The organism is Armatimonadota bacterium (genome assembly GCA_031459855.1).
In the GTDB taxonomy this organism is placed as follows: Bacteria; Sysuimicrobiota; Sysuimicrobiia; order Sysuimicrobiales; family Humicultoraceae; genus Fervidifonticultor; species Fervidifonticultor primus.
Genome location: JAVKHP010000001.1, coordinates 1,914,477 through 1,936,331 on the forward strand (window position 1 = coordinate 1,914,477; position 21,855 = coordinate 1,936,331).

Genomic DNA, 21,855 nt, shown 5'->3' on the forward strand with positions numbered 1-21,855 from the left:
CGTAACCGACGTTACGTGTTGCGGCCGCACCGGGGCGACTGCAGGCCGTCCCAGGTACGCGTCACGTAGCGGAGTCGGCGCACGCCTGCCGGTCGAGGCATGACCCGCCTGCGGGCGATCCGCGGCCGGCTCGTTGGGAGCGTCCGCAGCGGGCGGCCCGCAGCTGCCGAGGACGGCCACGGGTCGAGCACGTGGCAGCACGCTGGGCGTCGGGCGGCGGGATCTGGTATACTCCCAGCGTTGCACCTGTCCGGTCGGACGACGAGGAGACCTTACCATGAAGCAAGGGATCCACCCCGAGTACTACCAGGCCCAGGTCGTCTGCGCGTGCGGCGAGACGTTCGTCACCGGCTCGACCCGCAAGCAGATCCGCGTCGACATCTGCTCGAAGTGCCATCCCTACTACACGGGGCAGCGGCGGCTCGTCGACACCGAAGGCCGCGTCCAGAAGTTTGCCCGCAAGTACGGCCTGAAGGTCTGATCGCCCGGCGCGCGCGCCTGGTATTCCCGAGCCCTGCCGCCGCTGTCCGGACGCGGCGACGCCCGGTGCTATAATCGGGGCGGTGACAGCCGTGGATGCCAGGATGCGCGAGCGACTGGAGGCGATGGCGGCGCGCCATCAGGCGCTGGAGGCCGCCCTGGCGGATCCATTGCTGCTCGCCGACCAGCCACGCTACCAGCAGGCGGTGCGGGAGCACGCCGAGCTGGCCGAGCCCGTCGCCCGCTTCCGCGCCTACCTGGACCTGGAACGTCAGGTCGCCGAGGCCGAGGCGATGGCCCGCGACGACGCCGACCCCGAGCTGCGGGCGCTGGCGCGGGCCGAAGTCCAGCGGCTGCGCGAGCGGCTCGAGGCGCTGGAGGCGCAGCTGCGGGAACAGCTGCTGCCCCGCGACCCCTATGCCGACCGCAACATCATCGTCGAGATCCGCGCGGGCGCGGGCGGGGAGGAAGCCGCGCTGTTCGCCGGCGACCTGTTCCGCATGTACACCCGGTACGCGGAGCGCCGGCGGTGGAAGACGGAGGTGCTGGAGGCCCACCCCACGGGCATCGGCGGCTTCAAGGAGATCGTGTTCAGCATCTCGGGTCAGGGGGCCTACAGCCGGCTGAAGTACGAGAGCGGCGTGCACCGCGTGCAGCGGGTGCCGGTCACCGAGTCCGCAGGGCGCATCCACACCTCGACGGCCACGGTGGCGGTGCTGCCCGAGGCCGAAGAGGTCGACGTGGTGCTCAAGCCCGACGAGCTGGAGATCGAGACGTACCGCGCGGGTGGCGCCGGCGGGCAGAACGTCAACAAGGTCGAGACCGCCGTGCGCGTCCGGCACCTGCCCACGGGCATCGTGGTCGCCTGCCAGGACGAACGCTCGCAGTTCCAGAACCGCGAGAAGGCCCTGCGCATCCTGCGCGCGCACCTGCTGGAGCGCCGGCAGCGCGAGCAGCAGGAGGCGATCGCGCGCCAGCGCCGTCAGCAGGTGGGCACGGCCGAGCGCAGCGAGAAGATCCGCACCTACAACTTCCCGCAAAACCGCGTGACCGACCACCGCATCGGCCTCAGCGTGCACCAGCTGGACCGCGTGCTCGACGGCGACCTGGACGAGATCATCGACGCGCTGGCCGCCGCCGACCAGGCCGCGCAGCTGGCCGCCGTCGACTGAGGGGTGCAGGCCGGGGCGTGACGGTGGGCGAGGCCTGGCAGGCGGGGCGTGAGCACCTGACCGCGCTGGGGGTGCCCGAGGCGGCCATCACCGCCGAGGTGTTGCTGCGCCACGCCCTGCGCTGGTCACGCACCGAGCTGTACCTCTCCTGGCACCGCCCCCTGGATCCCGACGCCTGGGCGCGCTACGAGGCGCTGCTCGCCGAGCGGGCCCGCGGCCGCCCGGTCGCCTACATCGTGGGGCGCCGCGAGTTCATGGGGTTGGAGTTCCTGGTGGACGAGCGCGTGCTGATCCCGAGGCCGGAGACCGAGCTGCTGGTGGAGGTAACGCTGGCGGCCCTGGCCGGGCAGCCCAGGCCCGTGATCGCCGACGTCGGTACCGGCAGCGGCGCTGTGGCCGTGAGCCTGGCCGTGACCCGTCCCGACGCGCTGGTGTTCGCCACCGACATCTCCCCGCCGGCCCTGGAGGTCGCGCGCGCCAACGCCCGGCGCCACGGCGTGGACGGACGCGTGCGCGTGCTGTGCGGCGACCTGGTGGCGCCGCTCGTTGCGGCCGGCGCGCGGCTGGACGCGCTGGTGTGCAATCCGCCGTACGTCGACCCCTTGACTGCCGCGGCGCTGCCCCGGGAGATCCGCGACTTCGAGCCGCGGGAGGCCGTGGTCGCGCCCGAAGGGATCGGCCTGCACCGCCGGCTGGTGGCCGAGGCCCCGCGCGTGCTGGCCCCGGGCGGGCTGCTGGCCGTGGAGGTGGCAGCAGGCCAGGCCCCGGCGGTGGTCGAACTCTTCCGGCGCGAGGCCCGCTACGAGGAGATCGCGACGCACCGCGACCTGGGGGGGTGGGAGCGGGTCGTCAGCGCCCGCCTGCAGCGCACGGCATCGGATGCTGCGGGACCAGCGTTGGGGTGAGTGCGCCGATGAGCTACTACCAGCTGACGTTCCAGCCGGCAGTGACCCGCCAGCCGCGCCACGTACCGATCCTGCGCGTCGATCCCGACGAGGAGGCGGCGCCACGCCGCGCCGTGGAGGTGCTGCGCGCAGGTGGCGTGATCGTGTTCCCCGCAGACGACGGCTACTACGTCGGGTGCCTCGCGGCCGATGCGGCCGCAGTGGAGCGGCTCTGCCAGGTGACTGGTGCCACCCCCGACCAGCTGGTGCGCTACGCGGTCTCCGGGGAGGAGGGTACGCGCACCCCGGCGCACCCGGTGGCCCGGGCCCTGCTGCGCGAGGTCGGCGGCCCGCTCGTCGCCGCCACCGCGCCCGCGGGCCGGCGACCGGCGCCCACGGCGCAGCAGGTGGTTTTCGTGGTGGGCGATGGCGTGGACCTCGTGCTGGATGCCGGGCGGATCCTGGCGTTGCCGGCGGCGGCCTGACGACAGGAGGCAGCCATGCGCATCGCAATCGGCGGCGACCACGCAGGGGTCCTCCTCAAGGCCGAGATCGCGCGCCTGCTGCTGGAGCTGGGACACGAGGTGCGCGACCTCGGCACGCACAGCGCCGAGCCGGTCGACTACCCGGACTTCTGCATTCCCGTGGCCGAGGCCGTGGCCCGGGGCGAGGCCGACCGCGGCATCATCTTCGGCGGCACGGGCAACGGCGAGGCCATGGCGGCCAACAAGGTGCCGGGCATCCGCTGCGCCGTCGTGCACGACGTGACCACGGCGCGCCTGGCACGGTACCACAACGACGCCAACATGATCGCGCTGGGCGCGCGCATCGTCGGCTCCGAGGTGGCCAAGGAGATCGTGCGGACGTTCCTGACGACGCCCTTCGAGGGCGGCCGTCACGTCCCGCGGCTGGAGAAGATCCACCGCTACGAGCGGACCCGCGGCTGCACCCGCTGACGCAGGGCCGGTGGGCCTCGCGCGGGGCGCGCCGCGGCGCTCCCTCCGCGGCACGCCGCTGTACCCGCCGAGGTCTCAGCCCAGACCCGGCACGGGGAACTGGCGGCAGAACGCGCGCACGTCCTCGCGGATCGCTCGCAGCGCCGGATGGGCGGCGACCATGGCCCGGAACTCCCGCACCGCCCCGGCCCGCGCCTTGGGGTCGGCCGGCAGCTGCGCCCCCTCGATGAGCGTGTGGACCCGCGCGATCCACTCCGCCAGCCGGACCATCTCCGGCTCCCGCATCCCGCGGGTCGTGGCCGCCGGCGTGCCCAGGCGGATGCCTGAGGGGTAGAAGGGCGACGACGGCTCGCCGGGGATGGTGTTCTTGTTGACGGTGATCCCTACGGCGTCCAGCGCCTCCTGCAGGAAGACGCCGCGCCCGATCCCGCCCGGCGTGAGGTCGACCAGCAGCATGTGGTTGTCGGTGCCGCCGGTCACCAGCCGGAACCCCCGCTCGAGCAGGGCAGCGGCCAGCGCCTTGGCGTTGGCCACGACCTGCGCGGCGTAGGCCCGGAACTCGGGCCGCAGCGCTTCCCCAAGCGCCACGGCGATCGCCGCGGTGATGTGGTCGTGGGGCCCGCCCTGCAGGCCGGGGAAGACCGCCCGGTCGATCTTCTCGGCCAGCTCCGGGTCCCGGGCCAGGCCGCGCTCGGTCACCATGATCATGGCGCCGCGCGGGCCCCGCAGGGTCTTGTGGGTGGTGGTCGTCACGATGTGGGCGTGGGGCACCGGGCTCGGATGCACCCCGCCGGCGACCAGGCCGGCGACGTGGGCGATGTCGGCGGCGAAGTAGGCGTCCACCTCGTCGGCCACGTCGGCCAGGGCGGCGAAGGGGAACTCCCGCACGTAGGCCGTGGCCCCGCACCAGATCAGCCGCGGCCGGTGCTCCCGCGCCAGCCGGCGCACCTCGTCCAGGTCGATGTAGCCGTCGGGCCGCACGTGGTAGGGCACGCTGCGGTAGAAGATCCCCGTGGCGCTCACCTTCCAGCCGTGGGTCAGGTGGCCGCCGTCGGGCAGGTTCTGGCCCATGATGACGTCGCCCGGCTGGCAGGTGGCCAGGTAGACCGCCAGGTTGGCCGGGCTGCCGGAGTAGGGCTGGACGTTGACGTGGGGCACGCCGAAGAGCTGCTGGGCCCGGCGCTGCGCCAGCCGCTCGATCTCGTCGACGACCTCGTTGCCGCCGTAGTAGCGCCGTCCGGGGTAGCCTTCCGAGTACTTGTTGGTGAGGATCGAGCCCATCGCCTCCAGCACCGCGGGCGACGCGTAGTTCTCCGACGGGATGAGCTCGATGCCGTCGCGCTGGCGCTGGCGCTCGCGCTCCAGCAGGGCGTGGAGCTCGGGGTCCTGGACGGCGACCACCATGGCGGCCCTCCCGGGAGGCCGTGCGGGTATGTTATCGTGAATGTTCGGTGAGCCGTAGCGGCCCGCCTGCCGGGCCGGCCGCTCGACGAGAGGAGGAGGACCGTGCGCGACCTGCACGTCTTCGACCACCCGCTCATCCGCCACAAGCTGACCATCCTGCGCGATCGCCGCACCGGGCACAAGGAGTTCCGCGAGCTCACCGAGGAGCTGGCCATGCTCATGGCCTACGAGGCCACGCGGTCGCATCCGGTCCGCGAGGTCGAGGTGGAGACGCCGCTGGCGAAGACCACGGGGTGGTCGATCGCGGGCCGGGAGATCGCCGTGGTGCCGATCCTGCGGGCGGGGCTCGTCATGGAGGCCGGCATCATGCGGCTGATCCCCACGGCCCGGGTGGGGCACATCGGCATCTACCGCGAGCACGACACCCTGCAGCCGGTGAGCTACTTCGTGAAGCTGCCCTCCGACATCGCCGAGCGGCAGGCGATGATCCTCGATCCCATGCTGGCGACCGGCGGGTCGACCGTGACCGCCATCGACACCCTCAAGCGCGCCGGCTGCCGCAGCATGACCGTCATGGCCATCATCGCCGCGCCCGAAGGCATCGCGCGGGTGCACGGCGCGCACCCGGACGTCGCCATCTACACGGCCGCAGTGGACAGCCACCTCAACGAGCACGGGTACATCGTGCCCGGCCTGGGCGACGCCGGCGACCGCCTGTTCGGGACGAAGTAAGGGGCACGGTGCGAGACGGCACGGCATGAGGGGGCGCGCGTGATGGCGTCCGGGATCGGCGCGACGCTGCTGGCGCTTGTGGTCGCCGCCGTCCTGGGCGCCGTGCCCACCGGGTACCTGGCGGCCCGGTGGTTGCGGACCGAGGACGTGCGGCGCTACTCGCCGCACAACCTGGGCCTCGCGGCGGTGGTGGCGGCCGCGGGATGGCGCACGGTCGCCCTGGCCGTGGGTCTGGATCTCGCCAAGGGCGCCCTGGCCGTGGGCGTGGCCGCGCGCCTGGGGGTCGAGGGATGGGGACTCGTGCTCGCCACCGCGGTCCTGCTGGTCAGCCACGCGTGGTCGCCGCAGGTCCTCCTGGCGCCCGTCGCAGGAGTGCGGGTCAAGGGCGTGGTGGTCGCAGCGGGAGCCGCCGGCGCGCTGGCCGCCGTCGGCGAGGTGAGCTGGGCGGCAGTCGTCGTGCCGGCGGTGGTGGCAGCGGCCACACTCCTCCTGCCACGGCTCGTGCGGGGCCGGTGGGGGTTCCTCTCGCTGGCGACGGTGCTGGCGGCCGTGGCCGCGCCGGTGGTCCTGACGCTCACCGGGGCGCCGGCGCCCTACGCTGTGGGCGCCACACTCTACGCGCTCGTGATCCTGTGGAACTACAAGGAGCACCTGGCGCGGATCGCCGACGGGACCGAGCCGCGGGTGGACGAGCGGCTGCCGCTCCCGGGCCGTCCGGGCGAGGACGCGGTGTGTGCCTTCCTGATCCACCCGATGACGGTCGAGGACTTCTGGCAGGCACGGCGCTTCCGGTGGCTCGAGCCGCTCTACCGGCGCGGCGTGGTGACCGCCCGGGTGCTGCGGCGGCTCGCGCGGTACGCGCGGCCGATGAAGGTCGACGACGTGCACCCGATCGTCACCGCCGACGGCCGGCGGGTGCGTGTCTATCTCATCGGCGTCCCGCTGTTCCCCGACCAGATCCAGGCGGACCCCCGGCTGGCCGTGCGGCGCGCGGTGGAGGCAGCGCAGCTCGCGGCCAACCTCGGCGCCACGGTGCTGGGGCTGGGCGCCTACTGGTCGGTGGTCGGCAACAAGGGCGCCGACGTGCAGGCCCGCGCGCCCATCGCGATCACCAACGGGGGAGCCTACACGGCCGGGACGGTGAAGATGGTGGTGCCGTTCGTGCTGGAGCGGCTGCGCCGGCGTGGCGTGGACCCCGCCGAGGTGACCGCGGCCGTGGTCGGCGCCAACGGCGTGGTCGGCTTCGGCATCTGCCGCGCCGTGGCCGGCCACGTGCGACGCCTGATCATGCTGGGCCGGCACCAGGAGCGACTGGAGCGGTCGCGCGACCTGTTGGCGCGGCGGCACCCGCGGCTGGCGATCGTCGCGACCACCGACTACGCCGTGCTGCGCGAGGCCGACGTGATCTTCTCGGCGACCTCCGAGCCGGCGCCTGTCGTCTACCCCGAGCACGTGAAGCCCGGCGCGCTGCTCGTGGACCTCGGGCGCCCCCCCGACGTCCACCCCGCCGTGGCCCGCGTGGACGGGGTGGAGCTCGTGGCCGGCGGGGTCGTGCGCCTGCCCGGCGCGCCCCGGGGGCAGCTCGACTTCGGCTACGGTCCGGGCAACGTGCCGGCGTGCCTCGCCGAGACGGTGATCATCGGGCTCGAGGGGGCCTACGACCGCGTGAGCCTGGGGGATCGCACACGCAGCGAGGACATCGAGTACTTCGTCGCTCGCGGTGCGGCGCTGGGGTTCGAGGTGCTGGCTGGCCCGCCGGTGCCGGAGACCGCGGACCTGCGCCAGGCCACGGCCGGGCGCGCGTGAGCACCCCCTGGAGGAACAGGCCCCACGTCATGACCCGCCCGTCCTGGGACGAGTACTTCATGCGGATCGCTCATCTCGCGTCGAGCCGCTCGACGTGCCGCCGCCGGCGGGTTGGGGCCGTCATCGTCAAGGATCGCATGGTGTTGTCCACCGGGTACAACGATACGCCGCGGGGAGTTCCCAACTGCGGCGAGGGCGGTTGCGCCCGCTGTGCCAGCGCCGTCCCCTCGGGCACCGGGCACGACACGTGCCTGTGCATCCACGCCGAGATGAACTGTGTGATCCAGGCGGCCTACCATGGCGTGAGCATCAACGGCGCCGACATCTACGTGACGCACCAGCCGTGCCTGACGTGCGCCAAGATGCTGCTCAACGCGGGGATCCGCCGCGTGGTGTTCGCCGGTGACTACCCCGATCCGCTGGCGCGGGCGCTGCTGGAGGCGGCGGGGGTGGCGCTGGAGCGGGTGGAGGTGCCCAGGGCGGGCGATCCCGCGCCCGATGGCCCTGATGCGCCCGATGCCTCTGAACGCGCCCGATGGCCCTGATGCGCCAGATGCGCCCGACACGTCGGATGCGATTGGCGTGCCGGACGCACCTGCCGTGGAGCGGCGTTCATAGGACCGCTCGTACAGACGTGCATCGTTGCGGCCGCGCTGCAGCGGTCGGGTCGCAACGGCCGCATCGCAGGGGTCGCGTCGCAGCGGCAGAGCATCAGCGCCCGTCATGCGCCGGAAGCCTGTACCGTTCTGTGGTGGCCCACAGGAGCTCGTCGCGGATCTCCTGCACCATCGTGCGGGCCCGGTCGATCAGCGTGCGCGCTGCCGCATCCGACAGGCGGGAATCGATGGCCAGCTCGGCCTGGATGCACGCGTCGTGTGCGTCGAGGAGCCATTGGAGCCACCGTTGCCGACGTGCGTCGCCACCGGTGCGCCGGCCCGCGCTGCCGCTGGCCAGCCAGCGCGCAAACTGCTCGCGGACGTCGTCGGAGGAGCTCCAGGAGATCTGGTGCTGGACCAGCAGCGCTCTGGCCGCCGTCTCCATGGCCAGGAAGGCCAGCACCGCAACCAGGTCTGCGTTGCCCGGGCGAGCCACCATGCGCGCCCCCAGGAACGCGCGCCAGGCCCGCTCCAGGAGGCGCCGGGCGTCGCGCTTCACGGGCAGTCACCGGTCGTGTGGTGGTCGTTTGCTGGCGCTCCGGTGCGCGCTGGCGCGGCGCTCCCCTTGAGGGAACCGCAGGTGTCGAGAGTGCCCAGGGTGTCACGGACGCCGGGCGCCTCAGGAGGCTCAGGCGTCTCGAGCGTGTCGGACGTGCCGAGGGCCTCGGGGACCTGGCCCTGCGAACCCCTCGTCTGGGGGCGCTCGAACCACCGCTTCCAGCGGTGCCACTCCCGGAGCGGCACGAAGACGCGGCCCACCGTCAGGCCGTACATGACGGACCACGTCGTCACCAGTTCACCCGTGCGCTCCAGCTCGGCGGCGTAGTCGTCCACCCGGTCAAGCACGATCCATAGCCGCACAGCCCGCCCGCTGACATGCTCGTGGTGAATCGATCGCAGCCGCGGACCGTACAGTGCCGCCAGCGACGTGCGGGCTTCCCTGGCAAGTGCTGCGGCGCTACGTGCGCCACCACGGGCGGCGCTGGTGATCGCCGGCAGGGCCCAGAGGCCGACCGGTCGGACGAGCAGGCCACCAGGTGTTTCACGAATCTCCACCAGCGCCCCGCGGTCCAGCCCCAAAAGTGCCAGGTGCTGCGGGGGGAGCGTGACAGCGGTGCTGTGGCCGATTCGCATGAGCTGGCGAACCGTGCGTTCCATACCACCCTTGTCATCGGCCGAAACGTAGTAGCGTACAGGGGGTGTACGTACGGTACGTACAATGCCGGAAATTTCCTAGGGACTGTGCCACCCATCTTCCTGCCCCTGCTGGGTGCCCGGGGTGGGCCACAGGCGTGCCGCAGGTGCTATGGTATGCTCCAAAATTTGGGTTGCTTTTACGGCCGTGCCCTGCTACACTATGTTTAGTCGTCATCGTTGCGTCTTTGGAGCGGGCGGTGCGCATGGCGGCACCGCCCGTTTCGTGTGTCCGCGGTCGAACCTCCCACCAGGGCCGGGAAGAACCGGAGGGCACGCGCAGCTGCCGGCTCAATCCCGGCCCGGTGTCCCCGGGCCAGCAACAGGAGGCACGACCATTTCTACCGCGACACGCGAGGCCGCGTTCGGCGGACTCGTATCCCGTCCGGAGATGCTCCGGACGCTCGCTCACCTGGGGTGGACCGAACCCACCCCGATTCAGGCCCGGGTGATTCCGCACCTGCGCGCGGGCCACGACGTCGCCGGCCAGGCGCAGACCGGCTCGGGCAAGACGGGCGCCTTCGGCATCCCGCTCGTGGAACACCTCATGCGCGGCCAGCGTACGCTGCGGGCGCTCGTCCTGGCGCCGACGCGGGAGCTCGCGCTGCAGACCACCGACGTCCTCCGCGCGCTCGGCGGGCCGCAGAGGCGCATCGTCGCCCTGTACGGCGGCCAGCCCATCGCCCGGCAGATCGAGGCGTTGCGCGGTGGCGCACACGCGGTGGTGGCCACGCCGGGTCGCCTGCTCGACCATCTTGCCCGGCGCACCGTCTGCCTCGCCGACGTCGGCTTCCTGGTCCTGGACGAGGCCGACCGCATGCTGGACATGGGCTTCCTGCCCGACGTGGAGCGGATCATCCGGCACACCCCCGCCGCCCGGCAGACGGCGCTCTTCTCGGCCACGCTGCCGCCCACCGTGACGGAGATCGCGGTGCGGCACATGCGCGACCCGGTGTGGGTCCGGGTGGAGGCGCCCCAGCCGACCGTGGACACCGTCACCCAGTACTATCTGGAGGTGGCGGAGCAGGACAAAGTCCGCGCGCTGCGGCTGCTCCTCACGAGCGGCGAGGTTCCGTCGGCCCTGGTGTTCCGCCGCACCCGGCGCGGCGTGGAGCGCCTAGCCCGGGCACTGCGCGACCGCGGGCAGCGCGTCGAGGTGCTCCACGGCGACATGACCCAGGGCGCGCGCCTGCGCGCGCTGCAGGCCTTCGCCCGCGGCCAGGTCCGGGTGCTGATCGCCACCAACGTGGCGGCCCGCGGCCTCGACCTCCCCGAGATCTCCCACGTCGTCAACTTCGATCTCCCCGAGGACGTCGAGACGTACGTGCACCGTATCGGCCGCACCGCCCGCGCCGGGCGCCGCGGCGAGGCGATCACGTTCGTGGGACAGTACGACGTCGCGGCGTTCGACCTGCTGCAGCGGCGGTTGCCCGGCCTGCTGCGGCCTCATCCGCTGCCGTTGTACCGCTAGGTTCCGCCGCCAGGCGCCCGGCGGCGCCGTGCAGCGGTGATACACGGGTCACCCTGACAGCGGCGCGGGCTGCCGCGCCGCCCTCGCGGGGCCGCGGGGGGCCCACGGGCATGCGCCTACCCGGCGCTCAGAGCAGCGCCCGCAGCACCCACGTGATCGCGGCGGCCACCAGCGCGCACACGGGGAACGTGAGGATCCAGGCCGTGACGATCTCCAGCCCCACCCCCCAGCGCACGGCCGACAGACGCCGGATCGCCCCGACGCCCATGATGGCGGTGTTGATGGTGTGCGTGGTGCTCAACGGAATGCCCAACCGGCTGGCCACTTCGATGGCGGTGGCCGCGGCGGTCTCGGCGGCAAACCCCTGGTAGGGCTCCAGCTTCGTCAAGCGCATGCCCATCGTGTGCACGATCCGCCAGCCGCCTAAGGCCGTGCCCACCCCCATGGTCAGGGCACAGAGGACGATCACCCACAGGGGGATGTGGAACTCCGGCAACACCCCGCCGAGCACCAGGGTCAGGGTGAAGACGCCCATGAACTTCTGCCCGTCGTTGCTGCCGTGGCTGAAGGCCATGAACGCCGCCGACAGCACCTGCAACCTCCCGAACAGCCGGCGCACCGTCCCCAGGGGCGTGCGATGGCACAGCCACCCGATGGCCAGCATCAGCAGGAAGCCACCAGCGAACCCCAACACGGTGGAGAAGCCCAGACCGATCAGGACTTTCCGCCAGCCCTCCCACAACAGCGCCTGTGGCCCGGCCGTGGCCAGGCCGGCGCCTGCCAGCGAGGCGACCAGCGCGTGGCTCTCGCTGGTAGGGAGCCCGTGCAGCCACGCCAGCGTGCTCCAGACGACGATGGCGACCATGGCGGCTGCGATGGTGACCGGATCGATCACCTGCGCCCGCACGATGCCCGTGCCGATGGTGGCGGCCACGGCCGTGCCCGACATCACGCCGAGCACGTTGAGGACGGTGGCGAGGACGATGGCCGCCGACGGCGTCAGCACCCGTGTGGACACCACGGTGGCGATGGCGTTGGGCGCGTCGGTCCAGCCGTTCACGAACTCGGCGGCCAGGACCAGCGCCAGGACGGGAAGCAGCCCCAGAGGGAGGACGACCGGCATCAGCGGATGGCGCTGGGGCGGTCGGGCGGATCGACCACGCCGTGGGGCAATGGCCCGAGGCGACGGCGCATCCTACAGGTGCTTGGCCTGCATGCCCTCGAGCACGTGCGCCACGTGCTCGGCCTGATCGGTGGCTTCCTCCAGCGTCTCGTACAGTTCTTTCCACTTGATGATCTCGATGGGGTCGCCGCCGCTGGCGAACAGCTTGGCGATGGCCTCCCGCTGGACGTGGTCGGCCAGGTTCTCCAGCCGGTTGATCTCGCGCAGCGTGGCGGTCACCCGCTCCAGCCTGCGCAGGTCGCGGATCGCCTCGACGATCGCCTGACAGGCGCTGGCGATGATGTGGCCCAGCTCACGCGCCTCGGGCGTCGAGCGGTCGATGCGGTAGGTGGCCATCCGGGCCGACGAGGCCTCGATCCAGTCCAGCACGTCGTCCAGCTGCTTGGCCAGGGCGAAGATGTCCTCGCGGTCCAGGGGCACCACGAAGGTCCGGTTGAGCCGGTCGATGATGGCATGGGTGAGCTCGTCGCCGCGGTCCTCCAGGGCCTTGATCGCGGTCGCCCGGGCTTCCACGTCCCGGTAGTCGTCGAGCAACTCCTGCAGCGTGCGCGCGGCCTTCAACACGTTGTCTGCCGCCTGGTTGAAGAGGTCGAAGAAGATCTCCTCCCGCGGGAGCAGGCGCAGTACCATGTCCGAACCCTCCTCTGTCTCGTCGACCGGCGAGCGCCAACCCCAGGCGCCGGCTACGAGGGCATTCCCCCACCGCGGGCGGGTCCCTGCTCGTGGTCCGGTGGCTGCTCGTGGTCCGGTCCCTGCTCAGGGCGGGGCGCCCGCTCACGGCCGGGTCCCTGCTCCTGGCCGGAGCGGCCGCGCCCCAGCATGGCCCGCACGCGGTCCAGCAGGAGCCAGGCCGCCTCGAACTTGGGCAGCGTGGGCAGCTCTTCGACGGTGCCATCGCGGCCAACGAGCACCAGGCGATTGGTGTCGGCGCCGAACCCGCTGCCGCGCTCCGCGACGTCGTTGGCGGCGATCAGGTCGAGGCCCTTGCGGAGGAGCTTGGCGCGGGCGGCGGCCACCACGTCGGTGGTCTCGGCCGCGAAGCCGACCCTGACCAGCGCTGGCGCGGCTGCGCCGACCTCGGTGAGGATGTCGGGGGTCTGGACCAGGTCGACGGTCCAGGTCGGCGCGCCCTTCTTCACCTTGTGCGGCGCCGGCGCCGCGGGACGGTAGTCGGCCACCGCAGCGGCCATCACCAGGGCGTCCGCCTCCCGGCACGCTGCCAGCACGGCCTCCCGCATCTCCAGGGCGGTCTCCACCCGCTGCACCTCCACACCCGGGGGGTCGGGCAGCGCTGTCGGCGCGGTGATCAGGATCGTGCGCGCGCCGCGGTCCCTGGCCGCTTCGGCCACCGCGTAGCCCATCTTGCCCGACGACCGGTTGGTCAGCACGCGCACGGGATCCAGCGGCTCCCGGGTGCCGCCTGCCGTCACCACGATCGTCACGCCCCGCAGATCGCCGGTGGCCGCGCCCAGGGCCGCGCGCACGTGGCCCACCACCTCGGCCACGTCGACCATGCGGCCACGGCCCACCAGCCCGGAGGCCAGCCGGCCCTCCGTCGGGCCGACGATGCGGGCGCCCCGCGCGCGCAGGCGCGCCACGTGCTCCTGCACCGCGGGGTGCTCGAACATCTGCGCGTCCATGGCCGGCACCAGCACGAGCGGCGCGCGCGAGGCCAGCACCGTGGCCGCCAGCGCGTCGTCGGCCAGGCCGAGCGCCAGCCGGGCCAGCGTGTGCGCCGTGGCCGGGCAGACGACGATGACGTCGGCCCGCGCCGCGAGGGCCACGTGGTCCATGGCGATCTCGGCCCGGGGGTCGAAGAGGTCCGTGGTGACCGGGCGGTGGGTGAGGGCCTGGAAGGTCAGCGGCGTGACGAACCGGGCGGCCTCCGGGGTGAGCACCACGTCCACCACCGCCCCGTGCTGCACGAGCTTGCTGGCCAGGTCCGCGGCCTTGAAGGCCGCAATGCTGCCCGTGACCCCCAGGACCACGCGCGCGCCGTGGAGCACCGTGGGCATGCCATCACCTCCCTACGCCGTGCACCGCACAAGCCTCTCATCCAGTCCCGGAGAGCAGCCGCAGACCGTGCAGGATCAGATCCTCGTCCACGGACGCGAACACCGCCGTCTCCGCGGCGATCAGGCGCGCCAGCCCGCCCGTCGCGACCGCAGGGGCGCCCTCGCCCATCTCGCGGCGGAAGCGCGCGATCATCCCCTCGACCATCCCCACGTGCCCCAGCACCACCCCTGACTGGATCGCGCCGATCGTCGTGCGGCCGATAGCTGCTGCGGGACGGCGCAGCTCGATGCGCCGCAGCTGGGAGGTACCCGTGAACAGCGCCTCGGCGGCGAGCTGGAGGCCGGGGTGGATGGCCCCGCCGAGGTACTCGCCGGCGGCAGAGACGGCGTCGAACACCGTGGCCGTCCCGAACTCCACGACGATCACCGGGCCGCCCAGGCGCCGGTAGGCCGCGGCCGAGGCCACCAGCCGGTCGGCCCCGACGTCGGCGGGCGGCTCGTAGAGCACCCGGAGGCCCGTCTCGAGGTTCTCGCCCACGACCAGCGGGCTCGTGCCGAACACGTCGCGGGCGACCTCGCGGAACACCGCGGTCAGCGGGGGCACGACGCTGCACAGCGCCACACGCTCGACCTGCGTCGGGGCGATCCCGCGCATGGCCAGCAGCGCCACCACCAGGGCCGCGTACTCGTCGGGTGTCCGTCGCGGGTCGGTTGCGATGCGCCAGGTGGCCAGCAGGTCCGGGCCCTGGAACGCGCCCAGCTTGACGTTGGTGTTGCCGATGTCCACCGCCAGCAGCATCGTCCGCCTCCGCGTCGATCCGCCCCTCACGGCCGGGACCTGGGCGCCCCGGCGACGGCCACGGGTCGGCTGTCGACCACGCGGCACTCCGGCTCCGCGTTGGCGGGCGCCGCGGCAACCACGGGTCGACCCCCTTCCACTCGATGCTAGGCGCTCCAGGTGCCCCTGTCACCTCTGCGGGGGCGCAGGGCGGCAGACGGCTGCCGGCCTGTGGTATCCTGAGGCCATGCCACGCGTGCTGTTCGTCTGACACCACAACACCGCCCGCTCGCCGATGGCGGCCGCGCTCTTCAACGCGGTGGCCCCGGCGGGCTGGGAGGCGGGCTCCGCGGGCACGGAGCCCGGCGAGCGTGTGCGTCCCGAGGCGGTCGTGGCCATGCGCGAGGTCGGCCTGGACATCAGCGGGCACCGTCCCACCGCGCTGGCGGCGGCCCTGGGGCCCGAGGTGGCGCTGATCGTGGGCCTGTGCGCGGAGGAGGCCTGTCCGACGGTGCCCGGGGTCCCCAGCGAGCACTGGCCGCTGCCCAACCCCGCCGGCGGAGGGCTGGACCGCTACCGCGCGGTGCGCGACGACCTCACCAGCCGGGTGCGCGCGCTGGCCAGCCGGCTGGCGACGGAGGGACCCTGAGTGGCCGGAGCCACGGTGTGGGCGTGCGTGGAGATCGCGCGCGGCAGCCGCAACAAGTACGAGTGGGACCCCGCCACGGGCCGCCTGCGCCTGGACCGCGTCCTGTACTCGCCGCTGCACTACCCCGCCGACTACGGCTTCATTCTGGACACCGTGGCCGAGGACGGCGACCACCTGGACGTCCTGATCTTCACCTACGAGCCGACGTTCCCGGGCTGCCTCGTCGAAGTGCGCCCCATCGGGGTGCTCAACATGCGCGACGAGAAGGGCATAGACCAGAAGATCCTGGCAGTCCCCGTCGGCGATCCACGCTTTGCCGGCGTGGAGGACCTGGGCGGCGTGCCGCCCCACTTCCTGAAAGAGGTCGAGCACTTCTTCACGGTCTACAAGACCCTGGAAGAGAAGGCCGTGGAGATCTACGGGTGGGAGCCGGCGGCCGCGGCGTGGCGGCTGGTGGAGGAGGGGCGGGCGCGGTTCGGGCGATAGGGGTGCGACAGGCGGGGCTGAAGACCGCCGCAGAGGACGTCCCGGCGTGCTGGCCACGGCGCCGAGCGGCGAAAGCGCAACGCCAGGCGGGGCCACCACAACGCCGGGCGGCGCGGCCAAGACACCGGGCGGGGCGACCGCAACGCCGGGCGGCGCGGACGCAACGCCGCCCGGCGTGCGCGCCGGAGCCCCATCTCAGCGCCTACTGGTCCTTCCACGCCCGGAGCCGCCGGAAGTTGCCGTAGACCTGGTCGCCGATCACCGACCGGGGATCCCAGGTGAAGGTGGTGCCCTGATCGAAGTCCACCGCTTTCGCGAGGATCGCGCCGTTGGTGATCTGCGCCTGGTCGAGATGGAAGCCGCCGTTGGGCACGATGAACGTGCCGGCGATCAGGCCCGACTGGTTGAAGTCTACCGCGGTCCCGCTCGTGGAGACCACCTTGACCGTGAACCGGTGTCCTTCCACGGGCTCCTCAGCCGTCAACACCTGCGACTTCGTGCCAAGCACAGAGCGCTGGACCGTTCGCAGAGCGGTGCCGGAAGGCTCCAGGAGCCGGAGCTCGACCTTGCCCTGGCCTCGAATCTCCACCCGCGCGCACTTGCCCACCTGGAGCGTCCTCATCTGGAACGTCACGGTCGCGTTGGGATCGCTGCCGGCGTCCAGCACCAGCGTGGCGCGCTGCGCCGGATCCGACGGGCACGAGGAAGGGTTGCCCGGTGTGTCCTCCAGCGTCACCGCGCCGTAGTTCATGGCCGGGTTGGCGATGACCGTGCTCCCGCGGGGCACGGACAGCGGCGTGGCGCCGGGTTCGCCCCAACTTGGGAGCGCGACCGTGGGGCACACCGACCCGGCCGGCTGATTCGGTTTCGCGTGGCCCTCCACCTGGTTGGGGCACCCGCCGCCGTTGCACGTAATGGCGCCAACGGCCGTAGCGTCGCTGGTGAACTCGTTCACGGGAGTCGGGTTGGGGGTGCCACATCTGCCCCCGAGCCCGGGCCCGTCCGGGGCGGAGTCACAGATCGCCGCGCGATTGCTGGTGCTGGGACCGCTGAGCGTGATGGTACCGTTGCTGCCCACCGCGCCGTAGATCGTCACCTGCTGGTCGAGCGTCAGGCCATCGTACGCGCAGACGGCGTAGGTCCGCGTCACCGACGTCGTGCCCTCGACGACCACCGTGACCACGCGCCGGGGCTCCGGGACCGTCAGGGTGCCGGTGGAGATGATCCGACGGTAGGCCGGTTCGACCGCGGCGCATGCGTTGGCACCCGGACGGCTCCCGTCCAGGCAGCGGACCTCCACGGTGGCGGTGCCGATCGTGATGTTGCCGTCAGTAATGGGGACCGTCTCGCCCTCGTACCGGTCGGCCCCTTCGGTCTGCAGCCGCGCGATGGCGTAGTGCACGCCTGCTTCGGCCACGTTGAACACCTGGACGGCCTGCTGCTGGCGGATGCCAGCGGCCAGGTCGCTGCGGACGACGGCCATGACGCCCACGGTGACCATCAGGATCAGCAGCAGGAACACCACCACCGAGAGGAGGGCCGCGCCGGGGGCGCCGCCGCGCATCGCGCGGCGGCGCCCCGCCACAATCGCCCCACGGACCACACGCACCTGCGTCATGGGTTCGACTCCGTGTCCGATGGTGGCAACCACTCCGTGCCCGATGGTGGCAACCACCCGCTGCGGTCCGGGCGCGGGTTGCGCAGCATCACCTGCCGGGTGAATCGCTGGATCTGCGCGCCCGAGCGCCCCTGCTCGGCCCGCACCGTCAGGCTGATCTGCACCATGCGGATGCTCCGGATCGCCTCCTCGTCCGCGGTGGGCACGGCGATCTCTCCGCCGCTGGGGCCGAAGTACCGGAAGAGCAGGCTCGTCACGACGACGGCGGGATTCGACACGTCCGCCGTCGTGGGTGCCCAGGCGGCGCACGCGCTGCGATCCTCGACGATGCGCCCGCCGTCGAGGCGGTAGCCCAGCACGATCACCTCGTCGCCCGCCGTGGTGTTGGTGTTGAAGATCTCGCCGGCCACGTAGAGCTGCGTCGCCGTCGGCCGCAGGGCCGGGTCCTTGGCCACCACCATGTCGTCGCAGCGGTCGGGCTGGGCGGCGGGATCGATGTACAGTCCCGCGTTGCGCAGCCGCTCGGACATCATCTCCAGCGCCTGGCGCGCGGTTTCGGTGTCCGACGATCGGCTGGCCACGATCATCTTGCTGCGGACCGCCGCACCCACCAGGGTGGCAATCGTGCCGATCACGACGGTCATGATGACCATGGCCACCACGACCTCGACCAGCGAGATTCCCGCCTGTGCGCGGCACCTCGGTTGCGTCGGGTTCATCCTCGTGCTCCTCATGGGTAGTCGAAGCTCGCCACGTACGTGACGAGGATCGTGTAGGGTGGCGAGGTGGGTGTCTGGTAGAGGCGCACCGTCATGGACTTCAGGGGGATGCCGCGGGTCGCGGTCAGGTCCTCGACGACGACCTCGGCCCGGTCGAACCCGTCGGGGATCCGTGGCTCCTGCAGGTCGCCGTTGGTCAGGTAGCCGTCGGTGGGCACGGTGCGGGTGCCGGGTACCAAGCCGTACCCCATGGTCCGCAGGAAGTCGAGCTCGGCCTGGACCCAGGCGGCGGCCTGCGCGCGGTCGAAGCCCCGGCGGGTCTGGGTCATGGTGAACAGCAAGCCGCCCAGCGCGGTCGTGGCCACCAGGGACAGCACCGCCATGGCCACGACGACCTCGATGAGCGTGAACCCGCCCGGTCGCCGCTCGTACCGGCCGGGCCGTCGCGCGCGCCAGCGCTCACTCATTGACGGTCACCCGGCCCGTGCTGGCCTGGATCCTGATCGTGTAGGTCTTGCCCGCCCGTGCACTCGTCAGCGTCACCGTGGCGGCGCCGTCGGGCACGCCCCGTCGGTCGAACCTCACCGCCTGCAGCGTCGAGCCGAAGCTGATGTGGGCCGGCAGGTCCTGGGTTCGCAGGGTGCCGGCGCGGACGGCAACCACGGTCAACGTCTGGTTTTGGAAGGAGACCGTCACGGTGGTGCGCCGTGTCATCGCCTGCTGCTGGGCAGCAGTCAGCTCAGCAGCCACCGCCTTGGCCCACCCGTCCAGCTCCTCGCGGGCCATGGCCCGGCTGATGCCGCCCACGCTAAGTGACAGCACCAGCAGGCCGATCGCCGCGACGATCATCAGTTCCAGGACAGTGTAGCCTGGCTCGCCGGACCTGCCGGGGAGCCAACTCCGGCCTGACCACTGTTGGATGCCGTGCGGGAAGGACGTACTCGCCCCCGCGCCTGGCTGCGCGGGGTCACAGGAGGTACCACGCACTGTTTTCCCCTCTTCGGCAGCTCAGCCGACCCGGGATGCCGGGTCCTGGTGCTTTGCGCCCGCCGGATCGCTCCGGGGTGGCCTTTGTCGGAGGAGCCCTGAGAACGTTGTGCCCGTTCGGCCGCGGTTCTAGACCTCAGAACACCTCGCGCCAGCGCGCGATCACGATCCCGAAGCCGGGCTCGACCAGCGCAGCGACGCCCGGCGGGAGGTTGGCCTTCAGGCTGGCGACGGGATAAATGGACGGGTTGTTGTCCCAGTCCAGCAGGCCCGCAATGAACATGCCGTACCAGGCCTGCGGGTTGTCGTTCTTGATCGTACCGTGGGCCAGCACCACCAGGTTGAGCTCGATGCCCGACCCCTTGATGTAGGCACCCCCGCCGGTCGGCGTGCAGATCAAGGATCCCGAAGGCGGGGCGCTGGTGCACTTGGGCCCGACCGCAAAGGCGTAGGTGTCGCCGCTGGGCCGGCCGAAGGTCTGGGTGCATGTGCTATCGCTCGCCCGACACAGCGGCGTGACCGACCCCCGGATCTCCAGGGCGGGGGTCGGCGCGGTGGCGTCGTCGGCGTTCTCGATGAGGAAGGTCGTGCGGCCAGCATAGCGCACGTCGCCGTCGATCCGCACGTGCGACTGGATGTGGATGTACGCGTCGTCGCCCGACTGTGTCCACAGGTTGACCTGGGTCGCGGGCGCAAACCCGTTGTAGACGAGCGAGAAGTCGTCGGTGTCCTTGACGTCGTCGGTGCCCGCAGCGGCGTCGCAGATCGCGGGCGTCGCCGTGCAGTTGATCACGGGCGACCCGTCTGGGTTACGGTCGGGAATCACCACACGGGTACGCGTCGGGGTGCTGGCCGACAGCCGCAGCAGCGACGCCGCACCGGGCCCCCAGATACGCACCGCCGTCCAGTCGCTGGCGGAGGTACAGGTGGCCTTGGTACACACGTAGGCCGTGTGGGCGTTGATGGGCGTGATGCGGCCGCTGCCAGACCAGTCGAGCCGGTTCAGCAGACACCGCGGCGGGTCGCCGGGCGCTCCCGGCTCGCACAGTTTCGAGGGGTCGGGGAACGGGACGAAGGGCACCGTGGCGCCCTTGTCGAGCGCGTCGATCTGGGCGTCGTAAGCGCTGGCCCAGCCCCGCGTAGCGTAAACGCCCTGCATCGGTTGGGCGTCGAGGCCGATCTGCCACGAGTTGCCCTCTCCCTTGACCTGCCCGACCACGTAGACCCGGTTGTTGTAGGGTGGCGTGGTATCCGGATCGCCCGGCGTGGGGTAGGGCACGTCGTTGAGGATGGCGCCGTTGCCCTGCATCTTCAGGCCGACGCACGGGTCGCCGCCGTCCGCACTGCACGACGCGATGTACAGCGGGCCGTGTAACTGGAACGTGCCGTTGCCGCCACCGCCGGCACCGACGTTGATGGGACTGGCCGAGTAGTTCGCCAGGTCGTAGCCCGGCGAGATCTGCCCCAGCAGGAACTCGATCTGCCGTGAAGCGAGGCCGGCGATGCGGCCCGTGGCCCGGACCCAGATGCACACGCTGGGCGTGCACCCGGGGACGGCGGGCGAGGGCACGCCGGGGCATCCGGTACCGTCGCTGAAGTTGTCGTCCCGACACAGCTCCACGGTGACCGTGCCGATCGAGGTCCCTGGAGGAAACGGGACGGCGACCAGGTCGGCACTCCCGTCCCACAGCGCCGCCCACTGCCGGGCCGCGGCCAGGTTCTTCGTCGCGCCCGCCGTCGCGCCGGCGTCGGTCCAGTCGAGGTCGCGCTTGAGCTCGTAGATGGCCTTCTCCAGGCCGGCTTCGGCCAGCTGGAACGCCTGACGGGACCGCTCGCCGCCGGCCGCCGCCTGGTACTCGTTGAGCGCGATCGCCACCAGCGTCGCGGTCACGATCAGGATGACGTTGATGGTCAGGAGCACGACGGCCAGCGCCAGCCCGGCCTCGCCCCGACGCCCCTGCCTTGCCCGCATGCTCTCTGCGTGTGCCTGGCTCATGGCGACCTGCCCTCCGACGGCAGCACGGGGATGTGCGCTACTGGACCCGGTTCCGGAGCACGGCGTCCATGGTGAACGTGACGTCCGCAGCGGCCTCGAAGGCGCCCGAGCGGTTGGAGTCCAGCCCCAGCACGATCCGGACCCGCCGGATCTGCGAGAGGGCGCTGGTCGAGGCCTCCTGCCCGTTGAAGTACGCGAACTGGAGGTAGGAGACGCGCAGCGCGTGCAGGCCCTGCGAGGTGATGGGAGCGCCGGTACAGGCACCGCCGGCGGACAGCGGCAACGCCGCGGGCTCCTGCAGGTCCTCGCGCACCACGCCCGCGGCGCTGTCGTGGCAGTAGCGGCGCCACTCGACGACGCCGTCGCCATTGGTGTCGCCGAGGAACGCCAGCGCCGAGGAACCGGCCTCGGTGAAGAACGCGGTGGTGCCGGCGGGCACACCGATGCCGGCGAGGCGGATGCGCCGTGTCATCCACTCGAGCACCAGGCGGGCGTTCTGGTGTTCGTCGGCCATCTCCTTGCCGGCCACCAGGCCGCGGTAGCTGGCGTTGAACGCCGCGAAGCCCGTGAGCAGGACCACGCCGAAGAGGCTCAGCGCGACCAGCAGCTCCAGCAGGGTGAACGCCCGCTCTCCCTGGCGCCGCGGCGGTCTCAGACGTCGCTCCATGT

24 protein-coding genes are annotated in these 21,855 nt (G+C 72.1%); 11 read left to right on the forward strand and 13 right to left on the reverse strand.

The window, feature by feature from the left end; genetic code table 11:
- The first annotated feature begins 277 nt into the window (after positions 1 to 277).
- The 5 genes from rpmE to rpiB all read left to right on the forward strand — a co-directional run bounded on the left by rpmE (position 278) and on the right by rpiB (position 3,492).
- Positions 278 to 481: a 50S ribosomal protein L31 gene (gene rpmE, locus QN157_08690; protein ID MDR7555670.1), complete on the forward strand. Its 204-nt coding sequence runs from the start codon at positions 278 to 280 to the stop codon at positions 479 to 481.
- A gap of 103 nt (positions 482 to 584) precedes the next feature.
- Positions 585 to 1,652 (forward strand): peptide chain release factor 1, encoded by a 1,068-nt coding sequence (gene prfA, locus QN157_08695; GenBank protein ID MDR7555671.1) that lies wholly within the window; start codon positions 585 to 587, stop codon positions 1,650 to 1,652.
- Positions 1,653 to 1,669: 17 nt separating this feature from the next.
- Complete coding sequence (gene prmC, locus QN157_08700) at positions 1,670 to 2,557, forward strand: peptide chain release factor N(5)-glutamine methyltransferase (protein ID MDR7555672.1); 888 nt, start codon at positions 1,670 to 1,672, stop codon at positions 2,555 to 2,557.
- An 8-nt stretch (positions 2,558 to 2,565) separates the two neighbouring features.
- A complete protein-coding gene (locus QN157_08705; protein MDR7555673.1) occupies positions 2,566 to 3,021 on the forward strand; it encodes a Sua5/YciO/YrdC/YwlC family protein in 456 nt (151 codons plus the stop codon).
- A 15-nt stretch (positions 3,022 to 3,036) separates the two neighbouring features.
- Positions 3,037 to 3,492, forward strand: coding sequence for a ribose 5-phosphate isomerase B (gene rpiB, locus QN157_08710; GenBank protein MDR7555674.1), 456 nt, complete (start codon positions 3,037 to 3,039; stop codon positions 3,490 to 3,492).
- A gap of 75 nt (positions 3,493 to 3,567) precedes the next feature.
- Here rpiB and glyA read toward each other — a convergent pair whose 3' ends face one another.
- Positions 3,568 to 4,896 carry a serine hydroxymethyltransferase gene (gene glyA / locus QN157_08715; protein MDR7555675.1) on the reverse strand — a complete coding sequence of 443 codons (1,329 nt, stop codon included), beginning with the start codon at positions 4,894 to 4,896 and terminating at the stop codon, positions 3,568 to 3,570.
- A 102-nt stretch (positions 4,897 to 4,998) separates the two neighbouring features.
- Between glyA and upp the strand changes: the two genes are divergently transcribed.
- From upp to QN157_08730, 3 genes are read left to right on the forward strand one after another with little or no spacing between them, the layout of a single operon-like run.
- Positions 4,999 to 5,628 carry a uracil phosphoribosyltransferase gene (upp, locus tag QN157_08720; protein MDR7555676.1) on the forward strand — a complete coding sequence of 210 codons (630 nt, stop codon included), beginning with the start codon at positions 4,999 to 5,001 and terminating at the stop codon, positions 5,626 to 5,628.
- Positions 5,629 to 5,670: 42 nt separating this feature from the next.
- Positions 5,671 to 7,434, forward strand: coding sequence for a glycerol-3-phosphate acyltransferase (locus tag QN157_08725; GenBank protein MDR7555677.1), 1,764 nt, complete (start codon positions 5,671 to 5,673; stop codon positions 7,432 to 7,434).
- Positions 7,435 to 7,463: 29 nt separating this feature from the next.
- On the forward strand, positions 7,464 to 7,979 hold the full coding sequence (locus QN157_08730; protein ID MDR7555678.1) for a cytidine/deoxycytidylate deaminase family protein: 516 nt from the start codon (positions 7,464 to 7,466) through the stop codon (positions 7,977 to 7,979).
- 166 nt (positions 7,980 to 8,145) lie between these two features.
- On the opposite strand, the gene QN157_08735 is transcribed toward QN157_08730, so the two are convergent.
- Positions 8,146 to 8,589, reverse strand: a complete 444-nt coding sequence (locus QN157_08735; GenBank protein ID MDR7555679.1) for a hypothetical protein — start codon at positions 8,587 to 8,589, stop codon at positions 8,146 to 8,148.
- The gene (locus QN157_08740) at positions 8,586 to 9,248 is read right to left on the reverse strand and encodes an AbrB/MazE/SpoVT family DNA-binding domain-containing protein (protein MDR7555680.1); all 663 of its coding nucleotides are present in this window, start codon (positions 9,246 to 9,248) and stop codon (positions 8,586 to 8,588) included. Before QN157_08740 ends, QN157_08735 begins: the two co-directional genes overlap by 4 nt.
- Positions 9,249 to 9,675: 427 nt before the next feature.
- On the opposite strand from QN157_08740, the gene QN157_08745 reads away from it, so the two are divergent.
- The gene (locus QN157_08745) at positions 9,676 to 10,755 is read left to right on the forward strand and encodes a DEAD/DEAH box helicase (protein ID MDR7555681.1); all 1,080 of its coding nucleotides are present in this window, start codon (positions 9,676 to 9,678) and stop codon (positions 10,753 to 10,755) included.
- A 127-nt stretch (positions 10,756 to 10,882) separates the two neighbouring features.
- Here the strand turns inward: QN157_08745 and QN157_08750 are convergent, their stop codons facing one another.
- From QN157_08750 to QN157_08765, 4 genes are all read right to left on the reverse strand, one after another.
- A complete protein-coding gene (locus QN157_08750) occupies positions 10,883 to 11,878 on the reverse strand; it encodes an inorganic phosphate transporter (GenBank protein MDR7555682.1) in 996 nt (331 codons plus the stop codon).
- A gap of 72 nt (positions 11,879 to 11,950) precedes the next feature.
- Complete coding sequence (locus QN157_08755; protein MDR7555683.1) at positions 11,951 to 12,568, reverse strand: DUF47 family protein; 618 nt, start codon at positions 12,566 to 12,568, stop codon at positions 11,951 to 11,953.
- Positions 12,569 to 12,621: 53 nt separating this feature from the next.
- Positions 12,622 to 13,953 (reverse strand): bifunctional phosphopantothenoylcysteine decarboxylase/phosphopantothenate--cysteine ligase CoaBC, encoded by a 1,332-nt coding sequence (gene coaBC / locus QN157_08760; GenBank protein ID MDR7555684.1) that lies wholly within the window; start codon positions 13,951 to 13,953, stop codon positions 12,622 to 12,624.
- Between the two features lie 37 nt (positions 13,954 to 13,990).
- Positions 13,991 to 14,752, reverse strand: a complete 762-nt coding sequence (locus QN157_08765) for a type III pantothenate kinase (GenBank protein ID MDR7555685.1) — start codon at positions 14,750 to 14,752, stop codon at positions 13,991 to 13,993.
- Positions 14,753 to 15,026: 274 nt separating this feature from the next.
- On the opposite strand from QN157_08765, the gene QN157_08770 reads away from it, so the two are divergent.
- On the forward strand, positions 15,027 to 15,380 hold the full coding sequence (locus QN157_08770) for an arsenate reductase ArsC (protein MDR7555686.1): 354 nt from the start codon (positions 15,027 to 15,029) through the stop codon (positions 15,378 to 15,380).
- A complete protein-coding gene (locus QN157_08775) occupies positions 15,381 to 15,866 on the forward strand; it encodes an inorganic diphosphatase (GenBank protein MDR7555687.1) in 486 nt (161 codons plus the stop codon). It begins immediately after the preceding gene.
- Positions 15,867 to 16,068: 202 nt separating this feature from the next.
- Here the strand turns inward: QN157_08775 and QN157_08780 are convergent, their stop codons facing one another.
- From QN157_08780 to QN157_08805, 6 genes are all read right to left on the reverse strand, one after another.
- Entirely contained in the window at positions 16,069 to 17,484 is a 1,416-nt protein-coding gene (locus QN157_08780) for a hypothetical protein (protein MDR7555688.1), read from the reverse strand.
- On the reverse strand, positions 17,481 to 18,203 hold the full coding sequence (locus tag QN157_08785; protein ID MDR7555689.1) for a prepilin-type N-terminal cleavage/methylation domain-containing protein: 723 nt from the start codon (positions 18,201 to 18,203) through the stop codon (positions 17,481 to 17,483). The genes QN157_08780 and QN157_08785 overlap by 4 nt, the downstream gene beginning before the upstream one ends.
- Before the next feature lie 11 nt (positions 18,204 to 18,214).
- Positions 18,215 to 18,670, reverse strand: a complete 456-nt coding sequence (locus QN157_08790) for a prepilin-type N-terminal cleavage/methylation domain-containing protein (protein ID MDR7555690.1) — start codon at positions 18,668 to 18,670, stop codon at positions 18,215 to 18,217.
- Positions 18,663 to 19,052: a GspH/FimT family protein gene (locus QN157_08795; protein MDR7555691.1), complete on the reverse strand. Its 390-nt coding sequence runs from the start codon at positions 19,050 to 19,052 to the stop codon at positions 18,663 to 18,665. Before QN157_08795 ends, QN157_08790 begins: the two co-directional genes overlap by 8 nt.
- 274 nt (positions 19,053 to 19,326) lie before the next feature.
- Positions 19,327 to 21,186 (reverse strand): pilus assembly PilX N-terminal domain-containing protein, encoded by a 1,860-nt coding sequence (locus tag QN157_08800; GenBank protein MDR7555692.1) that lies wholly within the window; start codon positions 21,184 to 21,186, stop codon positions 19,327 to 19,329.
- A gap of 37 nt (positions 21,187 to 21,223) precedes the next feature.
- Positions 21,224 to 21,853, reverse strand: coding sequence for a prepilin-type N-terminal cleavage/methylation domain-containing protein (locus tag QN157_08805; GenBank protein ID MDR7555693.1), 630 nt, complete (start codon positions 21,851 to 21,853; stop codon positions 21,224 to 21,226).
- Positions 21,854 to 21,855: the final 2 nt, after the last annotated feature.